The following is a 26,254-nucleotide window of genomic DNA, read 5'->3' as shown; positions in this document are numbered from 1 at the left end:
TAATTTAAATTTTAAGAATAAACAATGATAAAATTATTTTGTTATTGTGTTATTGCTATTTGTTTTACCACAAATGTAATGGCACAAGATTGTACATATACTTTTAAGGGAAAAATTATTGATTTTCACAACAATACACCTATTTATGGTGCATCTGTTCAAATTAAAAATTTAAACAAATACACATCTACAAATCAAAAAGGTGAGTTTGAGTTTAAAAATTTATGTAAAGGAGAATTGGTAATTGAAGTACAACACATAGCTTGTGAAACTAAAAATTCAACAATTACCATCAATCAAAATTTATACAAAGAAATTTTGTTAGAGCATCATCTAGAAGAACTAAATGAGGTAGTTGTAAAAACAAATTTTAAGACAGAAGCTACTAGTATTGAACAATCTATCAAAAAAAATGTATTAGAAGGTTATTCTGATAAGTCTTTAGGTGATGCTTTAAAAAACGTAAGTGGAGTATCTTCATTAAACACTGGTAACACTATTGTTAAACCAATGATACATGGTTTACATAGTAGCAGACTCTTAATTATCAACAATAATGTAAGAATGTTTGACCAAGAATGGGGAGATGAACACGCACCAAATATAGATATTAATGCTAATAACAGCATAGAAGTTATAAAAGGTGCAAATACGTTAAAGTTTGGTAGTGATGCTATTGGTGGTATGATATTAATTAAACCTAAAAAATATGCTATTAAAGATAGCCTTTTTGGGAGCACTTTAGTTTCATTTAATTCTAATGGCTTAGGTGGTAATATAAATTCAGAAATTGTTAAAACCTATAAATCTGGTTTTTATGGAAAAATACAGATGAATTACAAACAATTTGGAGATTTTAAAGCTCCTGATTATTACCTTACAAATAGTGGAACCATCAGCAAGAACGCATCGTTTAGATTTGGTTACAATAGTTTCGAAAAAGGTTTTGACGCTTATTATAGTTATGTAGATAATGAATTTGCCATTTTACAATCGTCGCATATTGGTAACGTAAATGATCTAGTAAATGCTATAAACAGCCAAGAACCAAGAGTTATTGAAGACTTTTCTTATGAAATTACTTTTCCAAAACAATCTATTTTACATCATTTAGGAAAAATAGAAGCATATAAACGTTTTAAAGGTTTTGGAAAATTAACTGTTCAATACGATTTTCAAATTAATAGACGTAAAGAATTTGATTTACGAAGAGGAGATTTAAGTAATACTCCTGTTATAGATTTACGATTATTTACAAATAGTTTACAAACAGATTTACGAATAGATTATTCAGATAATTTAAAAATTAACACTGGTATTTTAGCACGTTATCAACAAAATGATGCTGTCGCTGGCACAGGTACAAGTCCTTTAATTCCTGATTATGACAAATATGTTTTTGGTACATATATTATAGGAAATTATGATATTAACGAATCTACTGAGGTAAGTGCAGGAGTTCGTTATGATTTTTCTAGAATAGATGCCCAAAAAGAATATAATGTTACAGATTGGCGAGAAACATATAACTACGACGAATTATTCCCTGAATTTGAAGCTGGTGAAGTTGATGGAACAGACATTCCAACTAATCCAAATTTTTCATACCACAATATTTCTGCAAGTTTAGGTTTATCTAAACAATTTGAAAATAATATGTCTTTATTAGTGAATTATGGTTTAGCCTCAAGAGTGCCAAATCCATCAGAATTATTTAGTGATGGTTTGCATCATAGTGCTGCTAGAATAGAAATAGGTTTATTAACTATGGAAAAAGAAACTGCAAATAAATTTGCCATTTCTTTAGAGAAAAATTCAGATAATTTCGGATTTTCAGTTAGCCCATATTTTAAACATATTCGTAATTATATTCAATTAATCCCTGTAGGAATTACAACAACAATTAGAGGTGCATTTCCTGTTTGGCAATACAACCAGATTAATGCACAGATTTTTGGAGTTGATTTAGATGTAAACAAGAAAATTAACAGCAAGTTCGATTATAAAGGAAGTTTAAGCTTATTAAGAGGTGATAATACTTCTGAAGACATCCCTTTAATTCATATGCCTGCTGCCAATTTTAGTAATCGTATTTCTTATACAAACAATGCGTTAAACAAACTAAAAATTAGTTTAACACATAAATCGGTTTTACAACAAAAACGATACCCAGATTACAATTTTTATACATTTAATGCTATTGCGCAAGAAAATGTATTTGTAGACATTAGCTCTACACCACCTGCTTATTCATTATTCAATTTAAACACTTCTGCTGTTTTTAAAGCATTTAACAAAGGAAGTTTAGAATTAGAATTTAATATCGAAAACTTGTTTGATGTTTCTTACAGAGAACACTTAAACAGATTAAGATATTTTGCTGATGAATTAGGTAGGAATTTTAATTTTAAAATAAAAATAAAATACTAGAACACTCAATTATGAAAAATTCAAAAACAACAACAATGAAAACAATCAAATTATTAGCAATATTATTTATTTCAGCTTTAACACTTTCTAGCTGTTCTGATGACGATCATGATGATGATGACCACGATCATGAAGAAGAATTAATTACAACTGTTAATTACACATTAACTAATGGAAATGATGTTATTACTTTGTCTTTCGTAGATTTAGATGGTGAAGGTGGTTCTGATGGAACTTACTCTGTTTCTGGAAGTTTATCTGCAAACACTACTTACACAGGAGCTATAGAATTACTAAATGAAACTGAAGACCCTGCTGAAGATATTACTGTTGAAGTTAAAGATGAAGCTGATGAGCACGAATTCTTTTATTCTTCTAATATTACAGGAGTTTCTGTTGCAAAAACAGATACAGATGGTGATGGAAACCCAATTGGAATTGAAACTACGCTTACAACAGGAGATACTGGAATTGGTACTTTAACAATTATTTTAAAACACGAACCAACAAAGCCAAATGATGGTACTGCTGACAATGCAGGAGGTAGCACTGATGTTGAAGTTACTTTTGCAATTTCTGTTCAATAATACAAGAACTTACAAATATTTAAAAAAGTGCTGTTTTACAGCACTTTTTTTTATCGCACATATTTTGTTTTCTTTAAAGTGCTTAAAATTATTAAAGCTGCTAAAAAGAAAAAAGCCAAACACAAAACACTCCATTGCATAGAATCTGTAATGGCATATAAAACACCATAAACAGCTGTACCTAATACAATTGCAATTTTTTCTGTAACATCATAAAAACTAAAATAAGTGGCATGATCTTCTGTATCTGGTAATAATTTAGAATAAGTAGAACGTGTTAAAGATTGTATAGCTCCTAAAACCAAACCTAAGACTGCACCTAATCCATAAAAATAAATAGAAACATTAGGTAATTCTTTATGCAATAAAAAAGCACAAAAGCATACAATCATCCATATAACAATGGTTAATTTTAAAGCGTAAAAATTTCCTTTTTTTCCTGACAATCTAGAAAACAGAAATGCACCTAAAATAGCCACAACTTGTATTAATAATACTGTAATAATTAAATCGATTGTTTCTAAACCCAATTCTGTAGATCCAAAAATAGTAGCCAATAAAATAATAGTTTGCACACCAACACTTAATAGAAAGAAAGCAATTAAAAACTTTTTTAAAGTAGGGTAATTTGCTATTTCTTTAGCAACAATTTTTAACTCTTTAAAACCTTTCCAGATATAATCTTTTTCCGGTTTTTTATCATATAAATCATTAGGTAAGCGTTTAAAAGTAACTTGTGCAAAACCTAGCCACCATAACCCTACCATAACAAAAGAAATTCGAGAAGCCATTCCTGAATCTATACCAAATAAATCTGGCATTTGAATCATAACTAAATTGATAACTAGCAAGATTATAGAACCAATATAACCATAAATAAATCCTTTGGCACTAGCTCTATCTTGTTGATTTGGATGAGCAACTTCTGGCAAATAAGCATTGTAGAAAACCAAACTTGCCCAAAAACCTATACTTGCTAAAATGGTAAAAACAATACCAATCCAAACTGTATCAATTCCATCAAAAAAATATAAACTCATTACAGATAAACTACCTAAAAAACAGAAAAACTTCATAAACTTTTTCTTACTACCTGTATAATCTGCAATACCAGATAATATTGGTGAAATTATTGCAACTACCAAAAAGGAAAAAGATAAAGCATAACTGTACAAACTATCTGGATGATCCCATTCCATACCCAAAAAAGTAACTATTTTACCTTCTGTAACTGCGCTATAATACAAAGGAAAAACAGCTGTGCTTATCACTAAAGAATAAACTGAATTTGCCCAATCATAAAAAGCCCAAGCATTAATTAATTTTTTATCTCCTATTTTTAACATAAAATTTCTTTTACTGTTTAGTATTCATTTAAAACAAAAAAACCGTTCAAAATTAAATTTTGAACGGTTACAATATAGGAAATCTATTTGTTTCTATTTTATTTTACAACTCCATTTGCATTATATTGAGCTGCATATTTTTTTGCAGTTGGTAAATAAGTTCTAAGATCTTGAATTCTTGATGCATTAGATGGGTGTGTACTTAAAATTTCTGGTGTAGATCCTCCTCCAGAATTTTCACTCATTCTAACCCAAACTTCAGCTGCTTCAGTTCCATCATAACCAGCCATTAGCATAAAGACTAAACCCAATCTATCTGCTTCTTGTTCATGTACTCTACTAAATTTTAACATTCCTAATCCAGAACCAATACCAAAAGCAGTATTCCAAATTTGCTGACTTTCAGAATCTTTACCAGACGTTCCTAAAGCAACTGCTAAACCACCTATTTGTTGTAATTGCCCTTGAGACATTCTTTCTTGACCGTGTTTTGCAAATGCATGTGCAACCTCATGCCCCATAACTGCTGCTACTCCATTTTCATTATCACAAATTGGCATTATACCTGTGTAAAAAACAACTTTACCTCCTGGCATACACCAAGCATTTACAGTTTTATCTTCTATTAAATTGAATTCCCATTTGTAAGAATTTGCTTCAGAAACCATATTATTTGCTCTCATAAAACGATCTACAGCTGCAGAAATATTTTTACCAACATCTTTTATTTGATTAGACATTGTTCTATTTGTAGACAACTTATTCTCTTCTAAAAAACTACTATATTGTGCAAAACTTGCAGGTAAAACTTGCGAATCACTCACAAAGTTTACTCTTTTTCTACCAGTAATTGGCACTGTACTACATTCAGAAAAAAGGAAAACTGTGATTACTAAAACTATTATTTTTTTCATTTTTATACTTTTTGGTTCTTTAATTATGACACTTTTGCAAAAAAATAGTCACTATTATCAGAATTTATTTCCTTAAAATTAAGTATTCTATTTAAAACTGAAAAATTGTTTTTAATTTTATTGTAAGATATTACATAATAATTCGTCCAATTTTATAGAAAAACACTCATAAATGATTGTTGATTAAATTTATATGTATGAAAAAAATAGCAAGTCTTTTTATATTAATATTGATGTTTAGTTGTACAGGTAATGCCCAAAACACATCAAAAGAAAAAAATAAAACATATAAAATAGAAAAAACAAATGCTGAATGGAAAGCACAACTTTCTCCTTTAGCATATTATGTTTTACGAGAAGCTGGCACAGAAAGAGCATTTACAAGCCCTTTAAACAACAATCATAAAGATGGTACATTTGTTTGTGCTGCTTGTAAAACACCTCTTTATAAATCAGAGCATAAATATGATTCTGGTTCTGGATGGCCTTCTTTTGATAGAGCCATAAAAGAAAATGTAGAATTAGATGTAGATTATAAAATTGGTTACGCAAGAACTGAACTAAAATGCAATACTTGTGGTGGTCATTTAGGGCATTCTTTTGATGATGGGCCAAGGAAAACTACAGGAAAACGTCATTGTATAAATGGAGCTGCTTTAGAATTTGTTGAAAAAGATAAATTATAGTATTTTTATTAGGAGAAAGTTTAAGAAATTGATTTTCAAAAAAAACATTGACTAAAAATTACAGAAACAATATTATAAATGATTTCAAAACCATATTTTTTCTTTATAGGTTTAGCTCTTTTAAGCCTAATTAGTAGTTTTTTTCTAAATAATTTAGCTTTAGACTTCCCAATTTACGACACTTATTTTATAATTTCATTTAGTCACTTTCTACAATTTTGTGCCATCTTTTTTGTAATGATTTCTATTAACTATTTTGCTTTAATTTGGTTAAAAAAAACACCAAAAAAATGGCTTACAGTTCTTCATTTTATATTTCAAATAGTAGCTTTAACACTATTAATCATTTCAAATAACAAAAGTTGGATAGAAGATTATAATAACCTTTTTTTAATATTATCATTTGTAGTTTTTCTAGTTTCTATTTTTATCCACATCATTAACTTTTTTATAAGTTTACTTTTAAAAAGAGAATAAGTCTTTTAATTTTTTATAAGAGAGTAGTTATATTTATATTTGTGTTTCGAAAAAAATGAATACAAATTATGTTCAATAATTTAAGTGATAAATTAGATAAAGCTTTACACACCTTAAAAGGTCATGGGCAAATTACAGAAATAAATGTTGCAGAGACTTTAAAAGAAGTTAGAAGAGCCCTTTTAGATGCCGATGTTAACTTTAAGATTGCCAAAGATTTTACCAAAAAAGTTCAGCAAAAAGCCATTGGGCAAGATGTATTAACTACATTAAATCCTGGGCAATTAATGGTAAAGTTAGTTAAAGATGAACTAACTGAATTAATGGGAGGAGAAACTGTAGGTGTAAACCTTGGTGGATCACCAACTGTAATTTTAATGTCTGGTTTACAAGGTTCTGGTAAAACTACCTTTTCTGGAAAATTGGCAAATTACCTTAAAACAAAAAAATCTAAACAAGTTTTATTAGTAGGTTGTGACGTTTACAGACCTGCTGCTATAAATCAATTACAAGTTGTAGGTGAGCAAATTGGTGTAGAAGTTTATGCAGAAGTTGGTAATCAAAATCCTGTAGAAATTTCTCAGAATGCTATAAAACATGCCAAAGCAAATGGTAAAAATGTTGTTATTATAGATACTGCTGGTCGTTTGGCTGTAGATCAAGAAATGATGACAGAGATTTCTAACATTCATAAAACCGTAAATCCACAAGAAACTTTATTTGTGGTAGATTCTATGACTGGGCAAGATGCTGTAAATACTGCAAAAGCATTTAATGATATTTTAAATTTTGAAGGTGTTGTACTTACAAAATTAGATGGTGATACCAGAGGTGGTGCTGCTTTATCTATTAAATCTGTGGTTGATAAACCAATTAAATTTATTGGTACAGGAGAAAAAATGGAAGCTATTGATGTTTTTCATCCTGATAGAATGGCAGATCGTATTTTGGGTATGGGAGATGTTATTTCTCTTGTAGAAAGAGCCCAAGATCAATATGACGAAGAAGAGGCAAGAAAACTACAAAAGAAGATTGCTAAAAATCAATTTGGTTTCGACGACTTTTTAAGTCAGATTCAGCAAATCAAAAAGATGGGGAGCATGAAAGATTTAGTTGGTATGATTCCTGGAGCAGGAAAAGCAATGAAAGATGTTGATATTGATGATGATGCTTTTAAAGGTATTGAAGCAATAATTCACTCAATGACTCCTTTAGAAAGAAGCACGCCAACAACTATAAACTCAAGTAGAAAAAAACGAATTGCAAAAGGTTCTGGAACTTCGATACAAGAAGTAAATCAGTTAATGAAGCAGTTTAATCAAATGAGTAAGATGATGAAAATGATGCAAGGTGGAGGTAGTAGAAAGATGATGCAAATGATGAAAGGAATGAAATAAATTTAAGCTGCAATTTTGCAGCTTTTTTTAATTATTAAATGTATAGTTTTTTGCAAACATTTTTTAAGTCAGGATTTAAAAGAGCTCTTTTTTTTATTTCTCTTGGTGTACTAATTTTTATATTATCCTATAAAAACGGAATGTTTTGGGATAATGTTTTGTTTGCTTCTAAAATGGGAAATCACTTATATGAAAACTCCATTTTTAACTGGAACATACCAATAGGTTTTGATCCTGGTCACCCACCCTTTTTAGGTTTTCTATTAGCTATTTTTTGGAGAATTTTTGGCCATCAATTATGGGTTTCTCACCTATTAATAATACCATTTACAATAGGATTCTTTTTTCAAATTAGTAAATTTATATCCTATTTTATTAAAGATACCAAAAAGCATTTCTATTTATTTATTCTAATAATTGCAGAACCAACTTTAGCTACTACATTTGTTATCGTAAATCCAGAAATTATAATTCTATTTTTCTTTTTCCTGGTGATAAACTCAATTCTTTATAAGAATATTTTTCTCAAGGTAATAGGATTACTTTTTTTAAGCATAATATCATACAGAAGTATGTTGTTAGTAGCAGGGATATTTCTTTTTGAAATCTTAAATAATTTATATCTTGAAAAAAAGAAAATAAACTCTATACTTAACTTTAAATTTCTAGCCATTTATTTTTTAGGTAGTTTGTCTGGTATTTCTTTTGTGATTTGGAGATTAATTACAAAAGGTTGGTTACAAACACATCCAGAATCTCCTTGGTCTAGTTTATGGAAGTATGTAGATTTTAAAGGGTTTCTTAAAAACTGCTTTTTCTTTGTTCACAGATACTCAGATTTTGGAAGAATTTTTATTTTTATGTTTCTAATTATTTCTTTTTTCCTTTTTGGTAAAAAAATAATAAAACATATAGAAAATAAACAACTACTTTTATTAGCTATTTCTTCTGTGTTTTTTATAATTTTAGTTTCACTGATTTCTACAAACACTTTTGGTCATCGTTATTTTATAGCTTCTTATATTCTGTTTATTGTATTTTCATTTAAAATTTTAAATGACCATTATATAAAAAAGAAAATAATTTATTCGTTACTTTTTATAGGTCTTATAACTGGTAATTTATGGATTTATCCAAAAGAAATTTCTCAAGGCTGGGATGCTTCTTTAGCACATATACCTTACCATTCTTTGCGTTTAAAAACTATAGATTACTTAAATCAAGAAAAAATCAATATAGAAGAAGTTGCTAGTTTTTTCCCTAATTATAATACATTAGATTATATTGATTTTAAAGGTGATAAAAGATCTTTTCAAAAATTTAATGGAAAAAATAAATATGTTTTTTACGCTACAGTTTTTAATTTATCTGATGATGAATTAAAAAGTTTAAAAAATGATTATATTATATTAAAAGAATTCAATAATTTTAACATCGCTACCAATATTTATATTTTAAAAGAACAATGATTTTATTAGACGGAAAAAAGACATCAGCTGACATTAAAGAAGAAATTGCTTTAGAAGTTAGAGGTTTAAAAAATAACGAGTATAAAACTCCACATTTAGCTGCAATTATTGTGGGTAATGATGGTGCAAGTGTAACTTATGTTAATGCAAAAGTTAAAGCTTGCGAAAGAGTTGGTTTTGAATCTACTTTAATAAGACTTTCTGAAGATATTTCAGAAGAAGAATTATTAAATGAAATTGCCATTTTAAATATTGATAATGATATTGATGGTTTTATTGTACAGTTGCCTTTACCAAAACACATAAATGAACAAAAAGTTTTAATGGCTGTTCATCCTGATAAAGATGTAGACGGGTTTCATCCAACTAATGTTGGAAAAATGGCACTTAATTTACCAACTTTTATTTCTGCTACTCCTTTCGGAATTTTAGAATTGCTAGACAGATATAATGTAGAAACTTCTGGTAAACACGTTGTTGTTCTAGGTAGAAGTCATATTGTTGGTAGTCCTATGAGTATTCTATTATCACAAAAAAGAAAAGTAGGTAATGCAACAGTAACTATGTGTCATAGTAGAACTAAAAACCTAAAAGAAATTACTTTACAGGCAGATATTGTTATAGCTGCAATTGGTATTCCTGAGTTTTTAAAAGCTGATATGGTTAAAGATAATGTAACTGTAATAGATGTTGGTATTACAAGATTAGCAGATCCTAGTAAAAAAAGTGGCTTTAGATTAGTAGGTGACGTTGCTTTTAAAGAAGTGTCAGAAAAATCAAATTTCATTACTCCTGTACCTGGTGGAGTTGGCCCAATGACAATTGCTATGCTTCTTAAAAACACTTTATTAGCGTGTAAAAGAAAAAACTAAAAAAATATTTTAGACAATATATTTTACAAAAAAACTCTTTCTAAATTAGAAAGAGTTTTTTTTATATTTTAAATTGTTGTTATTAAACAATATCAGGATTTAAATAATCTGGTAATGTAGAATTATTAGGATCACTAAAATCATTTGTTGGATCTCCATCATTATTAGCATCTTCGTCTTTCGTTAAAACTCCATCACCATCATCATCTGTATCTAAATAATTAGGCAAACCATTTTCATCTGTATCATCATTAGATAAATCACCATCACCATCTATATCTTCAGAAATTGTACTTACATTATCATTATCATGATCTGTATCTGGTACTAGATCTAATAAATCTATATAAAAAAGTAAATTTGTATCTACTAAAGAATTAGTTTGATTTGCAGTTAAAGATGATGGGTATGCTAAACCTGAAGGTATAAATAAAACACCTTTACCTCCATTTAAATAAGTTATTGGGCCATTAAAAGCACCTCCTGTATCTGGATCTTTCTTTAAAGAACCACCTTTAAAATACTGAAAACCATGAGACCAACCTCTTACTGTAGACAATAAACTAAGCCAAAGACCTGTTGTATTACTATCAAAATCTGATTCGCTAAATGTAGTGCCAGAAATTGTTTTACCAGAATATTTTACAAAAACAGAATCTACTTTTGTTGGGTTTCCTTTATCTGCATCTGGGCTTGGATCTCCAGATCTAGTAACATAAACATATAAATTATAATCAATATCGTTTTCTGTAACAGGTAAAGTTTTTAAATTAGTATCGTTTATTAATGCAGTTTCGCTAGCAGTAATCGCTTTAACTGAATCTAAACTAAAATCGTAATAATGATTACTCAAAAACTTAACTAAAGAATCATTATCAGAAATTGCTAATGCTTCATGATCTACATCATCAAAAGGATTAGTAAAAAAATTATCATCATTACAAGCATAAATAATAGTAGATAAAATTATTATAACAAGTGCGTTTTTTATTTTACTCATTTAATCATAAATTTTGTGGGCGCAATTTACCATTTTTATACCTTTGTAAAAAGACAAATTATGTATTTTAACTGTTTTTATGAGAATTGATAAATACTTATGGTGTATACGTACTTTTAAAACTAGAAGTATAGCTACTAATGCTTGTAAAAAAGGGCAAGTTAAGATTGATAATAAAAATGTAAAACCTTCTAAAGAGGTGTTTGGTAATGAATTGATTTTAGTTAGAAAAAATCAAATTAATTATCAAATAAAAGTTTTAGATTTACCAGAAAGTCGTGTTGGTGCAAAATTAGCAGATTTGTACAGAAAAGATATTACACCTAAAGAAGAGTTTCAAAAAAATGAACTTTTAAAATACGCTAAAGATTATTATCGTAAAAAAGGTACTGGAAGACCTACAAAAAAAGATAGAAGGGATATTGAAGGATATACAGAAGATACTACAGAAAACTTATGATAACAGAAGGAAATATTATATTAGATACAGTTCAAATAAATCAAAAAATTAGAAGAATTGCTTATCAAATTTACGAAAGTAATAGTAACGAAAAAGAAGTGATTATTGCTGGTATTATTGGTAATGGATATGTTTTTGCTGAAAAATTAGTTGAAATTTTAAACGAAATTGCTACACTTAAAATAAGTATTTGCAAGGTAACAATTAATAAGAAAAAACCATTAGAACCTATTACAACTACTTTAAATGTTGATGATTACAAGAATAAATCTTTAGTTTTAGTTGATGATGTTTTAAACTCTGGGACTACCTTAATTTATGGTGTAAAACATTTTTTAGATGTACCTCTAAAAAGATTTAAAACAGCTGTTTTAGTAAATAGAAATCATAAAAAATACCCTGTAAAAGCAGATTTTAAAGGAATTTCTTTATCAACATCAATAAAAGAACATATTCAAATTGACTTTTTAGAGAACGATTCTAAAGCATATTTAGTTTAACAGTTTAAATAACTCTTCTGCTACTTCGCTTTTCTTTTTGTTATCAATTTTAATAGTCATTTTTGCTTTTTCGTAATAAGGACGTCTTTCAAAAAGATGTTTTGCTACAAATTCAGGAATTTTATCATCACCTAAAGAAGCAATTAAAGGTCTTTTTGCTTTTTTTCTTATTAACCTTTCTACCATTGTTGGCACACTCCCTTGTAAATAGATAGATTTTGTTTCTCCATCATTAACAATTTCCATATTATTTGCATAACAAGGTGTTCCTCCACCTAAAGAAAGTATAAAATTACCATCTTTAGATAAGATTTCTTTCAAACATTTGGTTTCAATCAATCTAAAATAGATTTCTCCTTTCTCTTTAAAAATTTCTGATATAGTTTTGTTTTCTTTTTCGATAATATAATCATCTAGATCTATAAAACTCATTTCTAAACTTTTAGAAAGCTTTTTACCAATACTAGATTTTCCAGAAGCCATATAACCTAATAAAACTATTTTCATTTATTTATATTTTTAGCAAATATCGAAAAATTTCTTCAATTTTATGTTTCAGATTTAAATGATTGATAGTATATTTGCACCTCGTAAAATTTTTGACCTGGTAGCTCAGTTGGTAGAGCATCTCCCTTTTAAGGAGAGGGTCCTGGGTTCGAGCCCCAGCCCGGTCACAGAAAAAAAAGTTAAGCCAATGCTTAACTTTTTTTTATTTTTAAATTTAGCGCACGTGGCGAAATTGGTAGACGCGCAGCCTTGAGGGGGCTGTTTTCGCAAGAAAGTGGAAGTTCGAATCTTCTCGTGCGCACTTTTAATGAACTGACAATAAACTCATTACACCGTTTTTTTATAAATTTCTAACACCTATCATTCGTACCGGTTCTCGTACCTGTATTCGTACCAATTTTTATACTAATTAACTGTTTTTTCCAATTAAAATTTTTAATTTTAAAATTATAATACCAAGGCTTATAAATTACTTTTTAAATTTTATATTTTTGTTAAATGGACTTCACCTTTAATCTAGCTTTCAATATTAATAATGATGATTTTGAGGTTATCTCTAACAATATTTCAGAGAGGATAAAAGGAAGTGAATCCATTTATTTTTCTTCTGGCAAAGATGGTGGCAAAGATGGGAGACGTATTGGTTTTTTTAAAGACTTAGATAAATGGAAAAACTCTGGAAGCAAATTTATTATTCAAGCAAAGCATACAAGTAACCCAGTAGGAAGTTGTTCTGAAAAGAGTTTTTTTGGAAACACAAAAAGCATAATAGCTGAGGAAACTGTTAGGGTTAAAAAATTATACGAAAATGGAGAGCTTGAATATTATATATTATTTACTAACAGAAAATATTCTGGGGGTGTAGATTCGAAAATAAGAAAATATATCAGCAAAAATTCTGGAGTCGATTTTGATAATATTGAAATTATTGGTATCGAAACTCTCAATGAATGGCTTTCACTTAAAATTAATAAAGATATTGTTTCACGCTTTAAATTAGAAAGCTACCAGGTTCCTTTTGATTTTTCAGAACAAGACATTAAAGATATTGTTATAGAATTTAAAGATCAACTATTTAAGATTAATGAAGACATTAAAGAAAAAGTTATAGAAACTCAATATAATTTTAAGCTAATATCAAAAACTGAGAAAAACAAAAAAAATAATTTAAGTAAATTATATTATGAGCAAGTAATTTTAAACACGTCATTACCATATTTTAATAAAATTGAATATTTTTTGGAGTTAGAGAAAAATGATACAGTAAAAGAAATTTACTTTGATATTGTTAATGAATTAAATGATCTAATTATATTGAAAAGAGATAAATTTGGTGCATTCGAAGAAGTTTTTGATTTTATTTATAATAGAATATCTTCAGACTCTGATTATAAAGGAAAAAAAAGATATATTAGATTTCTACTGCATTATATGTATTATTCTTGCTCAATTGGAATAAAATGATAAAATTAGATAAACATAGTAATTTAGACTATTCAGTAATCAATATTAGTGCTTTTTTAATTAAAAAACTTACTTATAAGGGCGCTACTAAATATGATGCTTTACTTGACGATGTTTTAAATGAAATTGGAGAAAGAGCATCTACAAATTATCCATATGCTTTAAATTTTCTATTCCTTTTAAATAAAGTAATTTACAATGAAAAAACTGATACTTTTGAACTAAAATGAAGCTAAGTAAATTATATTGTAACAAAGAAAAATTTAAGAATATTCAATTTAATTTGAATGGGCTTAATGTGGTTTACGCAGATGTAAAAACTAGTATTTCAGATAAAAATAATGCACATAATTTAGGAAAAACTTTATTTGCAGATTTAATAGATTTTCTATTATTAAAGAGGATTGATAATAAAAAAAAGCATTTCTTTTATAAAGAACCTAGTAGTTCTCAAATATTCAATGAGTACATTTTTTATCTTGAAATTCTTTTAAATTCAGGAGTCTTTTTAACTATAAAAAGAAGTGTATCTGTCAATACAAAAATTTCATTTAAAATATCTAAATCTCAAAGCGAAGGATTTAACCCACCAGAAAATTGGGATATCGTGGACTTATCTATTAAAAAAGCTATATCCCAATTAAATGAATATCTAAATTATAATTTTTTTAAAAATAAAAATTACAGTTATAGAAAGGCTATTAATTATTCTTTAAGAAGACAAGGAGATTATTCTGATATATATAAACTAAATAAATTTTCAAGCGGAAAACATCGTGATTGGAAACCATTTATGTTTGATTTACTTGGTTTTGATGGGAAATTATTATTTGACAAATACATTGTAGAAAGTCAAATAGAAGAGTTAAATCATTTTGCTAATAATTTAAGACGAGAATTTGAAGTTGATGAGAAAAAGAGAGATGAGTTAGTTGGTCAAATTCATATTAAGAAAAACAATTTAATTAGTATAACAAAAAACATTGATAAGTTTAACTTTTATAATGAAGATAAAAAACTCATTAAAGATGGAATTGATCATATTGAATCAAAAATAAGCAAGCTAAATACAGTTTCTTATAATATTCAGTTTGATGTAAATCAATTAAAAAAATCAATTAAGAATAAATTTGCTTTCGATCTAAAAAAAGTAAATAAAGTTTTTGAAGAAATGAAGATATTCTTTCCCAAGCAGTTGAAGAAAGATTATAATGAATTGTTAGAATTTAATTCTAAATTAACAATTGAGAGAAATAAACTTTTAAAAAAGACAGTTTTAGGAAAAATAAAAGACCTTGAAGAAGTTAATGAAACTCTTGAAGAGTTGAATAAGGAAAAAGAAGATTTATTATCAGTTCTAAAAGGTACGGACACTTTTAATAAATTTAAAACTTATCAAAAACGATTAGCAAAATTAGAAAGTAATTTAGTATCATTAAATGAAAAATTAAAAAAAATAGATTTAATTATTAAAAAAGAAGAGGACAAAAAAGAAAAGAATGATGATTTAGATAAATATATAAGTAGAATAAAGAAATTAGCTAATTCTACTGAAAAAAACATATTGTACAATAGTATTAGGAATAGTTTTTCACAATATTATAAAGAAATTATAAACGAGACAGCAATAATATCCTGGTCATTAAATAAAGAGAATAATGTTGATTTCTTATCACCATCAATTGAAAGAATTCAAGGAGAATTGAAAAGAGGAACTTCTCAAGGTGACGGATATACGTACACAAAGTTATTTTGTGTAACATTTGACTTGGCAATAGTTACAAATTATATAAATAAATCATATTTTAGATTTGTTTATCATGATGACGTTTTAGCAAACGAAGACAATGGTGTAAAACATAGATTTTTAAATCAAATTTATCAATTAACTTCTATTAAAAATTTTCAGTATATTTTTTCTGTTATTAAAGATGATTTACCAGTTGATGAAAAAACCGAAAAACCTATAAATTTTTCTGATCAAGAAATTATACTTAATCTTAATGATAAAGATGAATCTGGTACATTATTTGGATTTAATTTTTAAACTAAATTATTAATAACTCGTACCGTTTTTCGTACCAGTTTTGTATCTAAATGAGAATAACACAAAAACACAAATAACTAAATATCAATGATTTACAATAACAAATTTTTAACTTATATAGTTGAGGGGGCTGTTTTCGCAAGAAAGTGGAAGTTCGAATCTTCTCGTGCGCACTTTTTATTGAAATATTTTACATCTTCACAAAATATTAACCATTCTAATCACTTTTATCATTAATTTTGTTTTTATGCAAAAAACTCTAATTATTCTGTGCTTATTTTTAAGTTTAGGCGCATTTTCTCAGCAAGACAGTATTCCGAATACAACTTTAAAAGGACAAATTATTCACGCTGTAAATAAGCAAGCTTTAAGTGCTGCACACATTTTAAATTTAAACACTGTACAAGGTACCATTACTAACGATAAAGGTTTTTTTGAAATACCAACTCAAGCTAACGATACAATTTTAGTTTCTTATTTAGGGTTTTCATCAATAAAAGTAAAAGTTACAAATGATTTATTGAAAGGAAATGAATTAGAGATTGCTTTGTACGAAAAGCCTGAAGAAATTAGAGAAGTTATTATAAAATCTACCAAATTAATTGGAGTTTTAGAAATTGATGTAAAACAAGTACCTAAAGATAAATTTACTAGAATTCATATTAATGGATTACCACAGACTTACGAAGTTGGTAAAGCTAATAAAAGAGACTTCTCTTCTCCTGTTGCTGCTTTATTTCAGCCAGTAGATTTCTTATACAACTTGTTTGGTAAAAAACCGAAACAACTAAAGAAATTACAAAAGCTAAAAAAAGAAGATGACTTACGTAAAATGTTAGCAGGTAAATTTGATAGAGAAGTAATGATGGAATACTTACAAATGGATAGACAAGAGTTAACTGAACTATTAACAGACTGTAATTATTCTGAATATTTTATTAAAAAAGCATCTGATTTACAAATGATTGAAGCTGTTCTTAGTTGTTACGAAAACTACAAAGCCATTAAAAATGGTAAAATAGAGCGTGATAAAATTCCTTCTAAAAACTAAAACATATCAACAAAAAAAGAGTCAAAAACGTTTTACAGCTTTTGACTCTAATCAACTATTAAAAACTAACTAACATTTACTAAATATCTTTTTAAGACATTAGCTATATAACGTTAGACGCATCATTTGTAATTAAGTTACATTATTTTAAACTGTTTAACAGAATTTTAAGGATATAAGATAATTTACAAGTTTGAAATTATTTAAACAATGCTATTTTAATAAATTAAGAAAATAAAAAAGCCTCACAATTTCTTGTGAGGCTTTTTAAAAATATATTTAAACTAAAAGCTTAAGCTCCTAAAACTTCTGCAACCTTATCTGCTGCTTCTTGAAATTCTGTAGCAGAAATAATTTCCATCCCAGAATTATCAATTAATTCTTTAGCTTCTACTGCATTTGTACCTTGTAATCTACAAATAATTGGTACTGTAATTTTATCTCCCATACTTTGGTAAGCATCAACTACACCTTGTGCAACTCTGTCACAACGTACAATACCTCCAAAAATATTTACTAAAATAGCTTTTACATTAGGGTCTTTTAAAATAATACCAAAAGCAGTTTCTACTCTTGCAGCATCTGCAGTACCACCAACATCTAAAAAGTTAGCTGGTTCACCACCAGATTCTTTTATTAAATCCATTGTTCCCATTGCTAAACCAGCTCCGTTTACCATACAACCAACGTTTCCATCTAAGTCTACATAGTTTAAACCAGCAGCTTTAGCTTCAACTTCAATTGGGTTTTCTTCTCTTAAATCACGCATTGCTGCATAATCTTTATGTCTATATAAAGCATTTTCATCTAAAGACACTTTTGCATCTACAGCCATTATCTTAGAGTCTGATGTTTTTAACACTGGGTTAATTTCAAACATAGAAGAATCAGACTTAATGTATGCAGTATAAAGAGCTGAAACAAATTTTGTCATTTCTTTAAATGCAACACCAGATAAGCCTAAGTTAAATGCTACTTTACGTGCTTGAAAAGGCATTAAACCTAATAATGGATCTACTTCTTCTGTAAATATTAAGTGCGGAGTTTCTTCTGCAACAGTTTCTATATCCATACCACCTTCAGTAGAATACATAATCATATTTTTACCTGTTGCTCTGTTTAATAAAACAGACATATAGTATTCATCTGGTTCTTCATCTCCAGGATAATAAACATCTTCTGCAACTAAAACTTGGTTTACTAATTTACCTTCTGCAGATGTTTGAGGTGTAATTAACATCATACCTAAAATATCATCAGAAATAGACTGAACTTCGTCTAAGTTTTTAGCTAACTTAACTCCACCACCTTTTCCACGACCACCTGCGTGAACTTGGGCTTTTATTACGTGCCAACCTGTACCAGTATCTTCCGTTAGTTTTTTTGCAGCTTCTACAGCTTCAGCTGGAGTGCTTGCAACAATTCCTCGTTGAATTCTAACTCCAAAACTGTTTAAAATTTCTTTTCCTTGATATTCGTGTAAGTTCATCTGTGTCGTGATTTTAAAACGGAAACAAAAATACAAATTCAATGATGATTTTTGATATTTTTTTTATAAAAATTATAGCTAAACAAAAAAATGACCTACTAAAAAACATCTTAAGTTCTTAAGGCTTATTTTTTACAGTAAAACTTACTTTAATTTTAATTAAATCTTTTTTAAGATTTAATTAACACTTGATTACTGTAACGCATTAAAAAATATGGTGTCTTTCATATGAATTAACAACATTTTATGATTGCTACTGTAAGGAGTCAAATATATTCGTAAATTGTTTTAACAAAAAATCAACCAAAACCAAATGTTAAAAAAAATCTCAATGATAATGATTGCTTTTTTAGGCATTCACCATTCATCTTCACAAAACCAAGAGAATAGAAAAACAATTAAAACAACCCGTATATCAAAAACACCAAAAATTGATGGTATTTTAAATGATGAAGCTTGGAAAGATGCAGAAATTTGTTCTGATTTTGTTATTCTTAGACCAGACAATGGTAAGCCAGTATCTAAAGAATATCAAACTACTGTTAAGGTAATTTATAATGATGATGCTATTTACATATCAGCAGAAATGTTAGATCCAGATCCTGAAGGAATTCCTCAAGAATTTGCTGTAAGAGATAATTTTGGTATTGCAGATTTCTTTTTAGTTACCATAAACCCAAATGATGATGGCCAAAACCCATTTGAATTTATTGTACAATCTACAGGAAACCAAGGTGATGCAAAAGTATCTAATGGAAATGAAGATTTTAATTGGAGCGCTGTTTGGGATAGTGCTGCAAAAATTACTGATAAAGGATGGAATGTAGAAATGGAAATACCATATAGAGCATTACGTTTTGCAAATAGACCTGTACAATCTTGGGGTTTTAATTTTCATAGAAGATTAGAAAAATTAAACCAACAACACACTTGGACACATATTGATAATACTGTAGGAAGATGGACGCAATATGATGGTTTAATCACCGATTTTAGAGATATAAAACCACCAACAAGATTAAACTTATATCCTTACGCTTCAGCAACAACTACAACTTTTGAAGGCAATACCGATTTTAACTACAGTCTTGGTATGGATATTAAATATGGTTTAACAGAAAATTTTACTTTGGATGCTACTTTAATTCCTGACTTTAGTCAAGTTGGTTTCGATGACGTAGAATTAAATTTAGGCCCTTTTGAGCAACAATTCACAGAGCAAAGACAGTTTTTTACAGAAGGTACAGAATTGTTTAATATTGCCAATTTATTTTATTCTAGAAGAATAGGCGCACAACCTATAGATCAATTTGATGTTGAAAGTTCTATATCCGAAGATGAAGAAATTACTGATTACCCAGGAAAAGTAACCATGCTAAATGCTGTTAAAATTTCTGGAAGAACCCAAAAGGGTTTAGGAATTGGTTTTTTTAACGCTATTACAGAAAAAACTGAAGCTACTATAAAAAATAATCTAACAAATACTGAAAGAAAAGAAGTAATTGATCCTTTTACAAACTATAATATTTTAGTTCTAGATCAACAATTTAATCAAAATTCAACCATATCTCTTATAAACACAAATGTTACCAGAGATGGCAGATTTAGAGATGCAAATGTTACAGCTTTAGATTGGCATATAGAAACCAAAGACAGCAAGTATAATGCAGATGGTTCTGTAAAAATGAGTTCAATTACAGATGATGTAAATAACAATGGTTTAGGTTATTATTTTGATAATAGTTTTGGTTATAATTCTGGCCATTGGAACTGGGAGTTGGGTTATAACTTCGAAAACAAAGATTTTGATCCAAATGATTTGGGGATTCTTTTTAGCAATAACCAACAAACAATTTATGGTAGTGCTGGTTGGCGAACTTTACAACCTACCAAAAAATTTAATTCTTACAATTTCTATTTTTACAACAATGCAGAATTCCAACATTTTTCTGGAATATTTACAGGTTATTCAGCCAGTTTTGGAGCAAGTGCACAAACAAGAAAACGCTTCTATTTTGGTGGTAACTTAAATTATGAAACAGAAAACAAAGATTTTTTTGAACCAAGACAAGGTACAACTAGTGGCGTTTACTTTTTACAACCCGAAAGAAAAAACATCAATGCTTGGATATCTACAAACTCACAAAAAAAGTTTCAAGTAAATGCAGATATTTGGCATACTGCCTATTCTAACAATCCGAAAGTTGGTTACGGATTTAGCATTTCACCTCGTTATCGATTTACAAATCAATTTTCTTTACAATACAGCTTAAATTACAATCAATTTTATGATGATCAAGGTTATGTAGATGAAGATGACACCAACATTATTTTTGGTATGAGAGATCGTAAAAATTACACCAATTCTATATCTGGAAAATATAGTTTTAGTACAAAATCTTCACTTTCCTTAACTTTTAGGCATTATTGGGGTGCAGTAAATTATAATGACTATTATAATCTAACTTCTGATGGTGGATTAAATAAAAATGATACCTATGAAGGAGAAAACGTGAATTTTAATAGCTGGAATTTAGACTTAAATTATATTTGGCAATTTGCGCCTGGAAGCCAATTAATTGCATTTTATAGAAATTCAATCTACAACTCTGACACAAACTCGAATTTGAATTTTTTCAAAAATTTGGATAATTTATTCGCCCAATCTCATAGTCATACATTTTCTGTAAGGTTTGTATATTTTATAGATTACAATAAGATTAAGAACATTTTTTAAGTTTAGAACTCTCCCAACTTTTAATAATAACGGATATATTTAAAAAGTATATCCGTTTTTTTATACATTCGTAATCAGATATAAAAACTATGATTGTTACAAAAAATATCCATAAATATTATGGTGATGTAGAAGTTTTAAAAGGGTTAGATTTAGAAATAAAAAAAGGAGAAATTGTAGCTATTGTTGGTCCTTCTGGGGCTGGAAAAACTACACTTTTACAAATACTAGGTACGTTAGACAAACCTTTAAAAGAGCAAGATTTCGAAATTAACATCAACAATAAATCTCTTAAAAACTTAACTGACAAACAATTATCAGAATTTAGAAATAAACATATTGGTTTTATTTTTCAGTTTCATCAATTACTACCAGAATTTACAGCGTTAGAAAATGTTTGTATCCCTGCATTTATTGCAAAGAAATCTAAAAAAGAATCCGAGAAAAAGGCCAAAGAATTACTTGAATTTTTAGGATTATCTCATAGAATAAATCATAGACCAAGCGAACTTTCTGGTGGTGAACAACAAAGAGTTGCAGTTGCTAGAGCTTTAATTAACAACCCATCTGTTATTCTTGCAGATGAACCTAGTGGAAATTTAGATAGTGAATCTGCTAAAAATCTGCACGAATTATTTTTTAAACTGCGTGATGAATTTGGTCAAACTTTTGTTTTGGTTACCCATAATTTAGAGTTAGCAGATATGGCAGACAGAAAATTAACAATGAAAGATGGTAAAATTCTTTAGTTGATAGATGAATAAAACTGAACTTAAAGAATTTTTGGACGAGAAAGTTATCTTATACAATAATCCAAAATTTATTGAATCAGATCCTATTCAAATTCCACATATATTTACTTTAAAAGAAGATATAGAAATTGCTGCTTTTTTAACAGCAACCATTTCTTGGGGTAATCGAAAAATGATTATCAAAAATGCATATAGGATGATGGAATTACTAGACAATTCTCCTTATGATTTTGTCTTAAACCATCAAGAAAAAGACTTAAAAACATTCGAAAACTTTGTCCATAGAACTTTTAATTACATCGATTTTCAACAATTTATAAAGTCTTTACAACACATATATAAAAACCATTTTGGGTTAGAAAACGTACTAAACATAAAAGACAATTCTAAAAATTACAAAACAGCAATACATCAATTTAAAACTATATTTTTTGAAGTTGACCATCAACAAAGAACACAAAAGCACGTTTCTGATCCTCTTAAAAATTCGGCTGCAAAACGTATAAATATGTTTTTACGTTGGATGGTTAGAAACGATAATTCTGGTGTAGATTTTGGAATTTGGCAAACTCATAATCCTACAAATTTATCTTGTCCATTAGATGTACATTCTGGTAATGTTGCAAGAAAATTAAAACTGTTAAACAGAAAACAAAACGACTGGAAAGCACTTTCTGAGTTAGACAAAAGTTTAAGAAAACTAGATAAAAACGATCCTGTAAAATATGATTTTTCCCTTTTTGGATTAGGTGTTTTTGAAAAATTTTAAAGAATACATGTTTATAAAACTTTGTGATTTCTATTAAAAACTCAGTGCTATAATATGGATTAATTTCCCTATTTTTGAGAGAACTTTAATCACAAAAATGCAATTTCAAAATCCTGAAATTTTATACTTTTTAGCACTACTCATTATACCCATTTTAGTGCATCTTTTTCAATTACAAAAATTTGTAAAAACACCATTTACTAACGTTGCTTTTTTACAGAAATTAGTACAACAAACACGTAAGAGTTCTCGTATAAAAAAGTGGTTAATTTTAGCAACAAGACTACTTTTACTTTCAGCGATAATTATTGCTTTTTCTCAACCTTATTTTAGCAGTAAAAAAACAGAAACAAAACAGCATACATTTATTTATTTAGACAATTCTTTAAGTACAAATAGTACAGGAGAAAAAGGAAATTTATTAAAAATTGCAGCACAAGAAATTATTGAAAATACTTCTAGAAATGATAGATATTCTTTACAAACAAATACAGATTTTTACAAAGATATTTCTTACCAAGATTTAAAAAACAACTTACTAAACATAGAGAATTCTGCTAAAAAAGTAGAAATTAAGAACATTTTTCTTAAAATAAACAGCTCTCAAAAAAATAAAACTAATACTTTATATAAAAGTATTTTTATTTCTGATTTTCAGAATACTTACAACAACGAGTTTACAAATGTAACCAAAGGTTTTTCAGGTATAAAACTAGAGAGCAGCAAAAAAAACAACATTTCTATAGACAGTGTTTTTACTACCACCACTAATACAACAAACTTAACTGTAAATGTAGTAGTTAAAAATCAAGGTGATGCAAAAAACAACATTCCAATAGCCATTTATAATAAAGAAAAACTAGTAAGTAAACAGTCTTTCTCTATTAACGAAAATGAAAATAAAACAATAACTTTTACATTACAAAATGTTACTGAATTCTTAGGGAAATTAGACATTACTTTTAGCGACACTTTTTTGTTTGACAATAGTTTTTATTTTAGCATAAACACTAGTAAAAAAATCAATATTCTAAGTATTGGTAATGACACAAATTTCTTATCTAAAATCTACACAAAAGACGAATTTAACTTCTCTACTTCTACCCTACAAAACATAAATTATAATGCCATTCCAAAACAGCAAATTATCATCTTAAATGAATTAAAAAAAATCCCTGAAACGCTATCAAAAAGTATCGTTAATTTTTCTAAAAAAGGAGGCACAATTGTAATTATACCAAATATAAAATCTGAAGTACAATCTTATAATTTATTCTTAAATAAAATTGCGGGATCAAAAATAAAATCTAAAATTTCTGATACTTTAAAAATTACAAACATCAATTTTAATCACCCTTTATTTAAAAATGTTTTCTCTAAAAAAGTATTGAATTTTCAATATCCAGTTGTTAAAAGCTACTACCCTATTTTATCTAAAAACAAAAGTAACATCATCTCTTTTGAGAACAATTCAAGTTTTATAAGTGAGATTAATTCTTCGAAAAATAAAGTGTATTGGGTCTCTAGTTCTTTATCAAAAAACAATAGCAATTTTTTAAATTCACCTCTAGTTGTACCTACATTTTACAATTTTGGAAAACTAAGTTTTCAACATCAAAAATTATATTATTATCTAAATAAAGAAAATAAAATTGATGTAGAAACCAATTTAGAAAAAGATGAAATTTTAACCATTGTTAATCAAAATTCATCTTTTATTCCATCTCAACAAACTTATCAAAATAAAGTAAGTATTTCTACAAAAGACAATCCTACAAAAGTTGGTTTCTATAATATCATCAGTAAAAAAGACACGTTACAAACTATTGCTTTTAATAACCCAAAAGAAGAGAGTTCATTAAACTTTTTAGATTTAAATTCTTTAAGAAAAGAAAATAAAAACATCAATTTTAATTCTTCTATTGCAGAGGTTTTTAACGATTTAAACAAAAAAAATGAAGTTCAATGGCTTTGGAAATGGTTTTTAGCCTTGGCAATTGTATCTTTGCTTTTAGAAATTTTTATTTTAAAGTTCTATAAACCATGAGTACGCTTCTTAGAAACGCAACAATTATAGATGCATCAAGTCCTTATCATCTTCAAAAAAAGGACATTTTAATTAGTAATGGAAAAATTAAAAAGATTGCAGACACCATTCAACTTAAAGAAAACACAAATTTAGTAGATTTAGAAGACTTGCACGTTTCTTGTGGTTGGTTTGATACTAGTGTTTCTTTAGGAGAACCTGGCTTTGAAGAAAGAGAAACAATACAAAATGGTTTGCAAGTTGCTGCCAAAAGTGGTTTTACTGCAATTGCTGTAAACGCAAATACAAACCCAATAATAGATTCTAAATCTGATGTTGAATACCTAATTAACAAAGCCAATAATTCTGCAACAAAATTATTTCCTATTGCTGCTTTAACACAAAAAAGCAATGGAATTGAAATGGCTGAATTATATGATATGCAACAATCTGGAGCCATTGCTTTTGGTGATTACAACAAACCAATTGAAAATGACAACTTAATGAAAGTTGCACTTTTATATGCTCAAAATTTTGACGGCTTAGTGTTGAGTTTCCCTAAAAATAATGCGATTGCAGGAGAAGGAATTGCTAACGAAGGTATTAATAGCACTAAATTAGGTTTAAAAGGAAGTCCTGCTTTAGCTGAGCATATACAAATTTCGAGAGATTTATTTTTATTAGAATATACAGGTGGTAAATTACACATACCAACAATTTCTACAGTAAAATCTATTGACCTAATTAAAGAAGCTAAGAAAAAAGGATTGCAAGTTACTTGTAGTGTTTCTATACATCATTTAACTTTGACTGATGATGAATTACATGGTTTTGATAGTAACTTTAAAACGAATCCGCCTTTAAGAACCAAAGCAGATACTAAAGCTTTACAAAAAGCGATTAAAAATAATGTTATTGACATTATTACCTCAGATCATAATCCTATTGACATAGAACATAAAAAAGTTGAATTCAGTGAAGCTAAAGATGGTGTAATTGGCTTAGAAACTGCTTTTGGAGCAATCAATTCTGTATTAGAATTAGAAGATTTTATAGAGAAATTAACTACAAAACCTAAAGCTATTTTTGGGTTAGAAAATTACACAATTAACGAAGGTAATAAAGCTGATATCACTTTATTTAATCCAAAAGAAGAAATTATTTTTACAAAACAACAAATATTATCAACTTCTAAAAACAGTCCTTTCATCAACAAAAAGTTAAAAGGTAAAGTTTACGGAGTTTATGCAAACAATCAATTAATATTAAAATAA

22 protein-coding genes and 2 tRNA genes are annotated in these 26,254 nt (G+C 27.9%); 19 read left to right on the top strand and 5 right to left on the bottom strand.

What is annotated here, in order from left to right; all coding sequences use genetic code 11:
- Positions 1 to 24: 24 nt before the first annotated feature.
- A complete protein-coding gene (locus KO506_RS11365; protein ID WP_215995031.1) occupies positions 25 to 2,430 on the top strand; it encodes a TonB-dependent receptor in 2,406 nt (801 codons plus the stop codon).
- Positions 2,431 to 2,465: 35 nt separating this feature from the next.
- The gene (locus tag KO506_RS11360; RefSeq protein ID WP_215995030.1) at positions 2,466 to 3,017 is read left to right on the top strand and encodes a type 1 periplasmic binding fold superfamily protein; all 552 of its coding nucleotides are present in this window, start codon (positions 2,466 to 2,468) and stop codon (positions 3,015 to 3,017) included.
- 50 nt (positions 3,018 to 3,067) lie between these two features.
- On the opposite strand, the gene KO506_RS11355 is transcribed toward KO506_RS11360, so the two are convergent.
- Together KO506_RS11355 and KO506_RS11350 are read right to left on the bottom strand one after the other, a co-directional pair.
- Positions 3,068 to 4,363 (bottom strand): MFS transporter, encoded by a 1,296-nt coding sequence (locus tag KO506_RS11355; RefSeq protein WP_215995029.1) that lies wholly within the window; start codon positions 4,361 to 4,363, stop codon positions 3,068 to 3,070.
- Positions 4,364 to 4,461: 98 nt separating this feature from the next.
- A complete protein-coding gene (locus KO506_RS11350; protein WP_215995028.1) occupies positions 4,462 to 5,277 on the bottom strand; it encodes a M48 family metallopeptidase in 816 nt (271 codons plus the stop codon).
- Positions 5,278 to 5,474: 197 nt separating this feature from the next.
- On the opposite strand from KO506_RS11350, the gene msrB reads away from it, so the two are divergent.
- The 4 genes from msrB to KO506_RS11330 all read left to right on the top strand — a co-directional run bounded on the left by msrB (position 5,475) and on the right by KO506_RS11330 (position 10,178).
- Positions 5,475 to 5,963, top strand: coding sequence for a peptide-methionine (R)-S-oxide reductase MsrB (msrB, locus tag KO506_RS11345; RefSeq protein WP_215995027.1), 489 nt, complete (start codon positions 5,475 to 5,477; stop codon positions 5,961 to 5,963).
- Between the two features lie 545 nt (positions 5,964 to 6,508).
- Positions 6,509 to 7,837 (top strand): signal recognition particle protein, encoded by a 1,329-nt coding sequence (gene ffh, locus KO506_RS11340; RefSeq protein ID WP_215995026.1) that lies wholly within the window; start codon positions 6,509 to 6,511, stop codon positions 7,835 to 7,837.
- Positions 7,838 to 7,887: 50 nt separating this feature from the next.
- Positions 7,888 to 9,306, top strand: coding sequence for a hypothetical protein (locus KO506_RS11335; RefSeq protein WP_215995025.1), 1,419 nt, complete (start codon positions 7,888 to 7,890; stop codon positions 9,304 to 9,306).
- A complete protein-coding gene (locus KO506_RS11330; protein WP_215995024.1) occupies positions 9,303 to 10,178 on the top strand; it encodes a bifunctional 5,10-methylenetetrahydrofolate dehydrogenase/5,10-methenyltetrahydrofolate cyclohydrolase in 876 nt (291 codons plus the stop codon). The genes KO506_RS11335 and KO506_RS11330 overlap by 4 nt, the downstream gene beginning before the upstream one ends.
- An 82-nt stretch (positions 10,179 to 10,260) precedes the next feature.
- On the opposite strand, the gene KO506_RS11325 is transcribed toward KO506_RS11330, so the two are convergent.
- Entirely contained in the window at positions 10,261 to 11,178 is a 918-nt protein-coding gene (locus KO506_RS11325; protein WP_215995023.1) for an FKBP-type peptidyl-prolyl cis-trans isomerase, read from the bottom strand.
- Between the two features lie 79 nt (positions 11,179 to 11,257).
- On the opposite strand from KO506_RS11325, the gene KO506_RS11320 reads away from it, so the two are divergent.
- Both KO506_RS11320 and KO506_RS11315 read left to right on the top strand, forming a co-directional pair.
- Positions 11,258 to 11,638 carry an RNA-binding S4 domain-containing protein gene (locus KO506_RS11320; protein WP_215995022.1) on the top strand — a complete coding sequence of 127 codons (381 nt, stop codon included), beginning with the start codon at positions 11,258 to 11,260 and terminating at the stop codon, positions 11,636 to 11,638.
- Positions 11,635 to 12,138, top strand: coding sequence for a phosphoribosyltransferase family protein (locus tag KO506_RS11315; protein WP_215995021.1), 504 nt, complete (start codon positions 11,635 to 11,637; stop codon positions 12,136 to 12,138). The genes KO506_RS11320 and KO506_RS11315 overlap by 4 nt, the downstream gene beginning before the upstream one ends.
- Here KO506_RS11315 and KO506_RS11310 read toward each other — a convergent pair.
- Positions 12,130 to 12,645, bottom strand: a complete 516-nt coding sequence (locus KO506_RS11310; RefSeq protein ID WP_215995020.1) for a shikimate kinase — start codon at positions 12,643 to 12,645, stop codon at positions 12,130 to 12,132. The genes KO506_RS11315 and KO506_RS11310 overlap by 9 nt on opposite strands.
- A 94-nt stretch (positions 12,646 to 12,739) precedes the next feature.
- On the opposite strand from KO506_RS11310, the gene KO506_RS11305 reads away from it, so the two are divergent.
- The 6 genes from KO506_RS11305 to KO506_RS11280 all read left to right on the top strand — a co-directional run bounded on the left by KO506_RS11305 (position 12,740) and on the right by KO506_RS11280 (position 17,207).
- A tRNA-Lys gene (locus KO506_RS11305) sits at positions 12,740 to 12,812 on the top strand.
- A gap of 50 nt (positions 12,813 to 12,862) precedes the next feature.
- Positions 12,863 to 12,946 (top strand) — tRNA-Leu (locus KO506_RS11300).
- A 197-nt stretch (positions 12,947 to 13,143) separates the two neighbouring features.
- Positions 13,144 to 14,109 carry an ABC-three component system protein gene (locus KO506_RS11295; RefSeq protein ID WP_215995019.1) on the top strand — a complete coding sequence of 322 codons (966 nt, stop codon included), beginning with the start codon at positions 13,144 to 13,146 and terminating at the stop codon, positions 14,107 to 14,109.
- On the top strand, positions 14,106 to 14,339 hold the full coding sequence (locus KO506_RS11290; protein ID WP_215995018.1) for an ABC-three component system middle component 8: 234 nt from the start codon (positions 14,106 to 14,108) through the stop codon (positions 14,337 to 14,339). Before KO506_RS11295 ends, KO506_RS11290 begins: the two co-directional genes overlap by 4 nt.
- Positions 14,336 to 16,156: a DUF2326 domain-containing protein gene (locus KO506_RS11285; protein WP_215995017.1), complete on the top strand. Its 1,821-nt coding sequence runs from the start codon at positions 14,336 to 14,338 to the stop codon at positions 16,154 to 16,156. The genes KO506_RS11290 and KO506_RS11285 overlap by 4 nt, the downstream gene beginning before the upstream one ends.
- Positions 16,157 to 16,403: 247 nt before the next feature.
- Positions 16,404 to 17,207, top strand: coding sequence for a carboxypeptidase-like regulatory domain-containing protein (locus KO506_RS11280; protein WP_215995016.1), 804 nt, complete (start codon positions 16,404 to 16,406; stop codon positions 17,205 to 17,207).
- A gap of 292 nt (positions 17,208 to 17,499) precedes the next feature.
- On the opposite strand, the gene sucC is transcribed toward KO506_RS11280, so the two are convergent.
- Complete coding sequence (gene sucC, locus KO506_RS11275; RefSeq protein WP_215995015.1) at positions 17,500 to 18,696, bottom strand: ADP-forming succinate--CoA ligase subunit beta; 1,197 nt, start codon at positions 18,694 to 18,696, stop codon at positions 17,500 to 17,502.
- A 313-nt stretch (positions 18,697 to 19,009) separates the two neighbouring features.
- Here sucC and KO506_RS11270 point away from each other — a divergent pair, with 313 nt between their 5' ends.
- The 5 genes from KO506_RS11270 (at position 19,010) to KO506_RS11250 (ending at position 26,254) form a co-directional block, all read left to right on the top strand.
- Positions 19,010 to 21,433, top strand: coding sequence for a DUF5916 domain-containing protein (locus tag KO506_RS11270; RefSeq protein ID WP_215995014.1), 2,424 nt, complete (start codon positions 19,010 to 19,012; stop codon positions 21,431 to 21,433).
- Between the two features lie 89 nt (positions 21,434 to 21,522).
- Positions 21,523 to 22,182 (top strand): ABC transporter ATP-binding protein, encoded by a 660-nt coding sequence (locus tag KO506_RS11265; RefSeq protein ID WP_215995013.1) that lies wholly within the window; start codon positions 21,523 to 21,525, stop codon positions 22,180 to 22,182.
- Positions 22,183 to 22,189: 7 nt separating this feature from the next.
- Positions 22,190 to 22,954 (top strand): TIGR02757 family protein, encoded by a 765-nt coding sequence (locus tag KO506_RS11260; RefSeq protein ID WP_215995012.1) that lies wholly within the window; start codon positions 22,190 to 22,192, stop codon positions 22,952 to 22,954.
- Positions 22,955 to 23,051: 97 nt separating this feature from the next.
- Positions 23,052 to 25,001, top strand: a complete 1,950-nt coding sequence (locus KO506_RS11255; protein ID WP_215995011.1) for a BatA domain-containing protein — start codon at positions 23,052 to 23,054, stop codon at positions 24,999 to 25,001.
- A complete protein-coding gene (locus KO506_RS11250; protein ID WP_215995010.1) occupies positions 24,998 to 26,254 on the top strand; it encodes a dihydroorotase in 1,257 nt (418 codons plus the stop codon). The genes KO506_RS11255 and KO506_RS11250 overlap by 4 nt, the downstream gene beginning before the upstream one ends.

Origin of the sequence: Polaribacter vadi (assembly GCF_018861005.1) — a bacterium.
Lineage (GTDB): Bacteria > Bacteroidota > Bacteroidia > Flavobacteriales > Flavobacteriaceae > Polaribacter > Polaribacter vadi_A.
The sequence above is the reverse complement of the archived record's forward strand: the minus strand, read 5'-3'. Positions and strand labels throughout refer to the sequence as shown.

What these genes read in the sequence shown, in the direction of transcription:
- KO506_RS11320 (WP_215995022.1), top strand. Translation starts at nt 11,258, where the DNA reads ATGAGAATTGATAAATACTTATGGTGTATACGTACTTTTAAAACTAGA.
- KO506_RS11330 (WP_215995024.1), top strand. Translation starts at nt 9,303, where the DNA reads ATGATTTTATTAGACGGAAAAAAGACATCAGCTGACATTAAAGAAGAA.
- KO506_RS11260 (WP_215995012.1), top strand. Translation starts at nt 22,190, where the DNA reads ATGAATAAAACTGAACTTAAAGAATTTTTGGACGAGAAAGTTATCTTA.
- KO506_RS11250 (WP_215995010.1), top strand. Translation starts at nt 24,998, where the DNA reads ATGAGTACGCTTCTTAGAAACGCAACAATTATAGATGCATCAAGTCCT.
- KO506_RS11265 (WP_215995013.1), top strand. Translation starts at nt 21,523, where the DNA reads ATGATTGTTACAAAAAATATCCATAAATATTATGGTGATGTAGAAGTT.
- KO506_RS11290 (WP_215995018.1), top strand. Translation starts at nt 14,106, where the DNA reads ATGATAAAATTAGATAAACATAGTAATTTAGACTATTCAGTAATCAAT.
- KO506_RS11325 (WP_215995023.1), bottom strand. Translation starts at nt 11,178, where the DNA reads ATGAGTAAAATAAAAAACGCACTTGTTATAATAATTTTATCTACTATT.
- sucC (WP_215995015.1), bottom strand. Translation starts at nt 18,696, where the DNA reads ATGAACTTACACGAATATCAAGGAAAAGAAATTTTAAACAGTTTTGGA.
- KO506_RS11295 (WP_215995019.1), top strand. Translation starts at nt 13,144, where the DNA reads ATGGACTTCACCTTTAATCTAGCTTTCAATATTAATAATGATGATTTT.
- KO506_RS11365 (WP_215995031.1), top strand. Translation starts at nt 25, where the DNA reads ATGATAAAATTATTTTGTTATTGTGTTATTGCTATTTGTTTTACCACA.
- KO506_RS11310 (WP_215995020.1), bottom strand. Translation starts at nt 12,645, where the DNA reads ATGAAAATAGTTTTATTAGGTTATATGGCTTCTGGAAAATCTAGTATT.
- msrB (WP_215995027.1), top strand. Translation starts at nt 5,475, where the DNA reads ATGAAAAAAATAGCAAGTCTTTTTATATTAATATTGATGTTTAGTTGT.
- KO506_RS11355 (WP_215995029.1), bottom strand. Translation starts at nt 4,363, where the DNA reads ATGTTAAAAATAGGAGATAAAAAATTAATTAATGCTTGGGCTTTTTAT.
- KO506_RS11350 (WP_215995028.1), bottom strand. Translation starts at nt 5,277, where the DNA reads ATGAAAAAAATAATAGTTTTAGTAATCACAGTTTTCCTTTTTTCTGAA.
- KO506_RS11285 (WP_215995017.1), top strand. Translation starts at nt 14,336, where the DNA reads ATGAAGCTAAGTAAATTATATTGTAACAAAGAAAAATTTAAGAATATT.
- KO506_RS11255 (WP_215995011.1), top strand. Translation starts at nt 23,052, where the DNA reads ATGCAATTTCAAAATCCTGAAATTTTATACTTTTTAGCACTACTCATT.
- KO506_RS11280 (WP_215995016.1), top strand. Translation starts at nt 16,404, where the DNA reads ATGCAAAAAACTCTAATTATTCTGTGCTTATTTTTAAGTTTAGGCGCA.
- ffh (WP_215995026.1), top strand. Translation starts at nt 6,509, where the DNA reads ATGTTCAATAATTTAAGTGATAAATTAGATAAAGCTTTACACACCTTA.
- KO506_RS11360 (WP_215995030.1), top strand. Translation starts at nt 2,466, where the DNA reads ATGAAAACAATCAAATTATTAGCAATATTATTTATTTCAGCTTTAACA.
- KO506_RS11315 (WP_215995021.1), top strand. Translation starts at nt 11,635, where the DNA reads ATGATAACAGAAGGAAATATTATATTAGATACAGTTCAAATAAATCAA.
- KO506_RS11270 (WP_215995014.1), top strand. Translation starts at nt 19,010, where the DNA reads ATGTTAAAAAAAATCTCAATGATAATGATTGCTTTTTTAGGCATTCAC.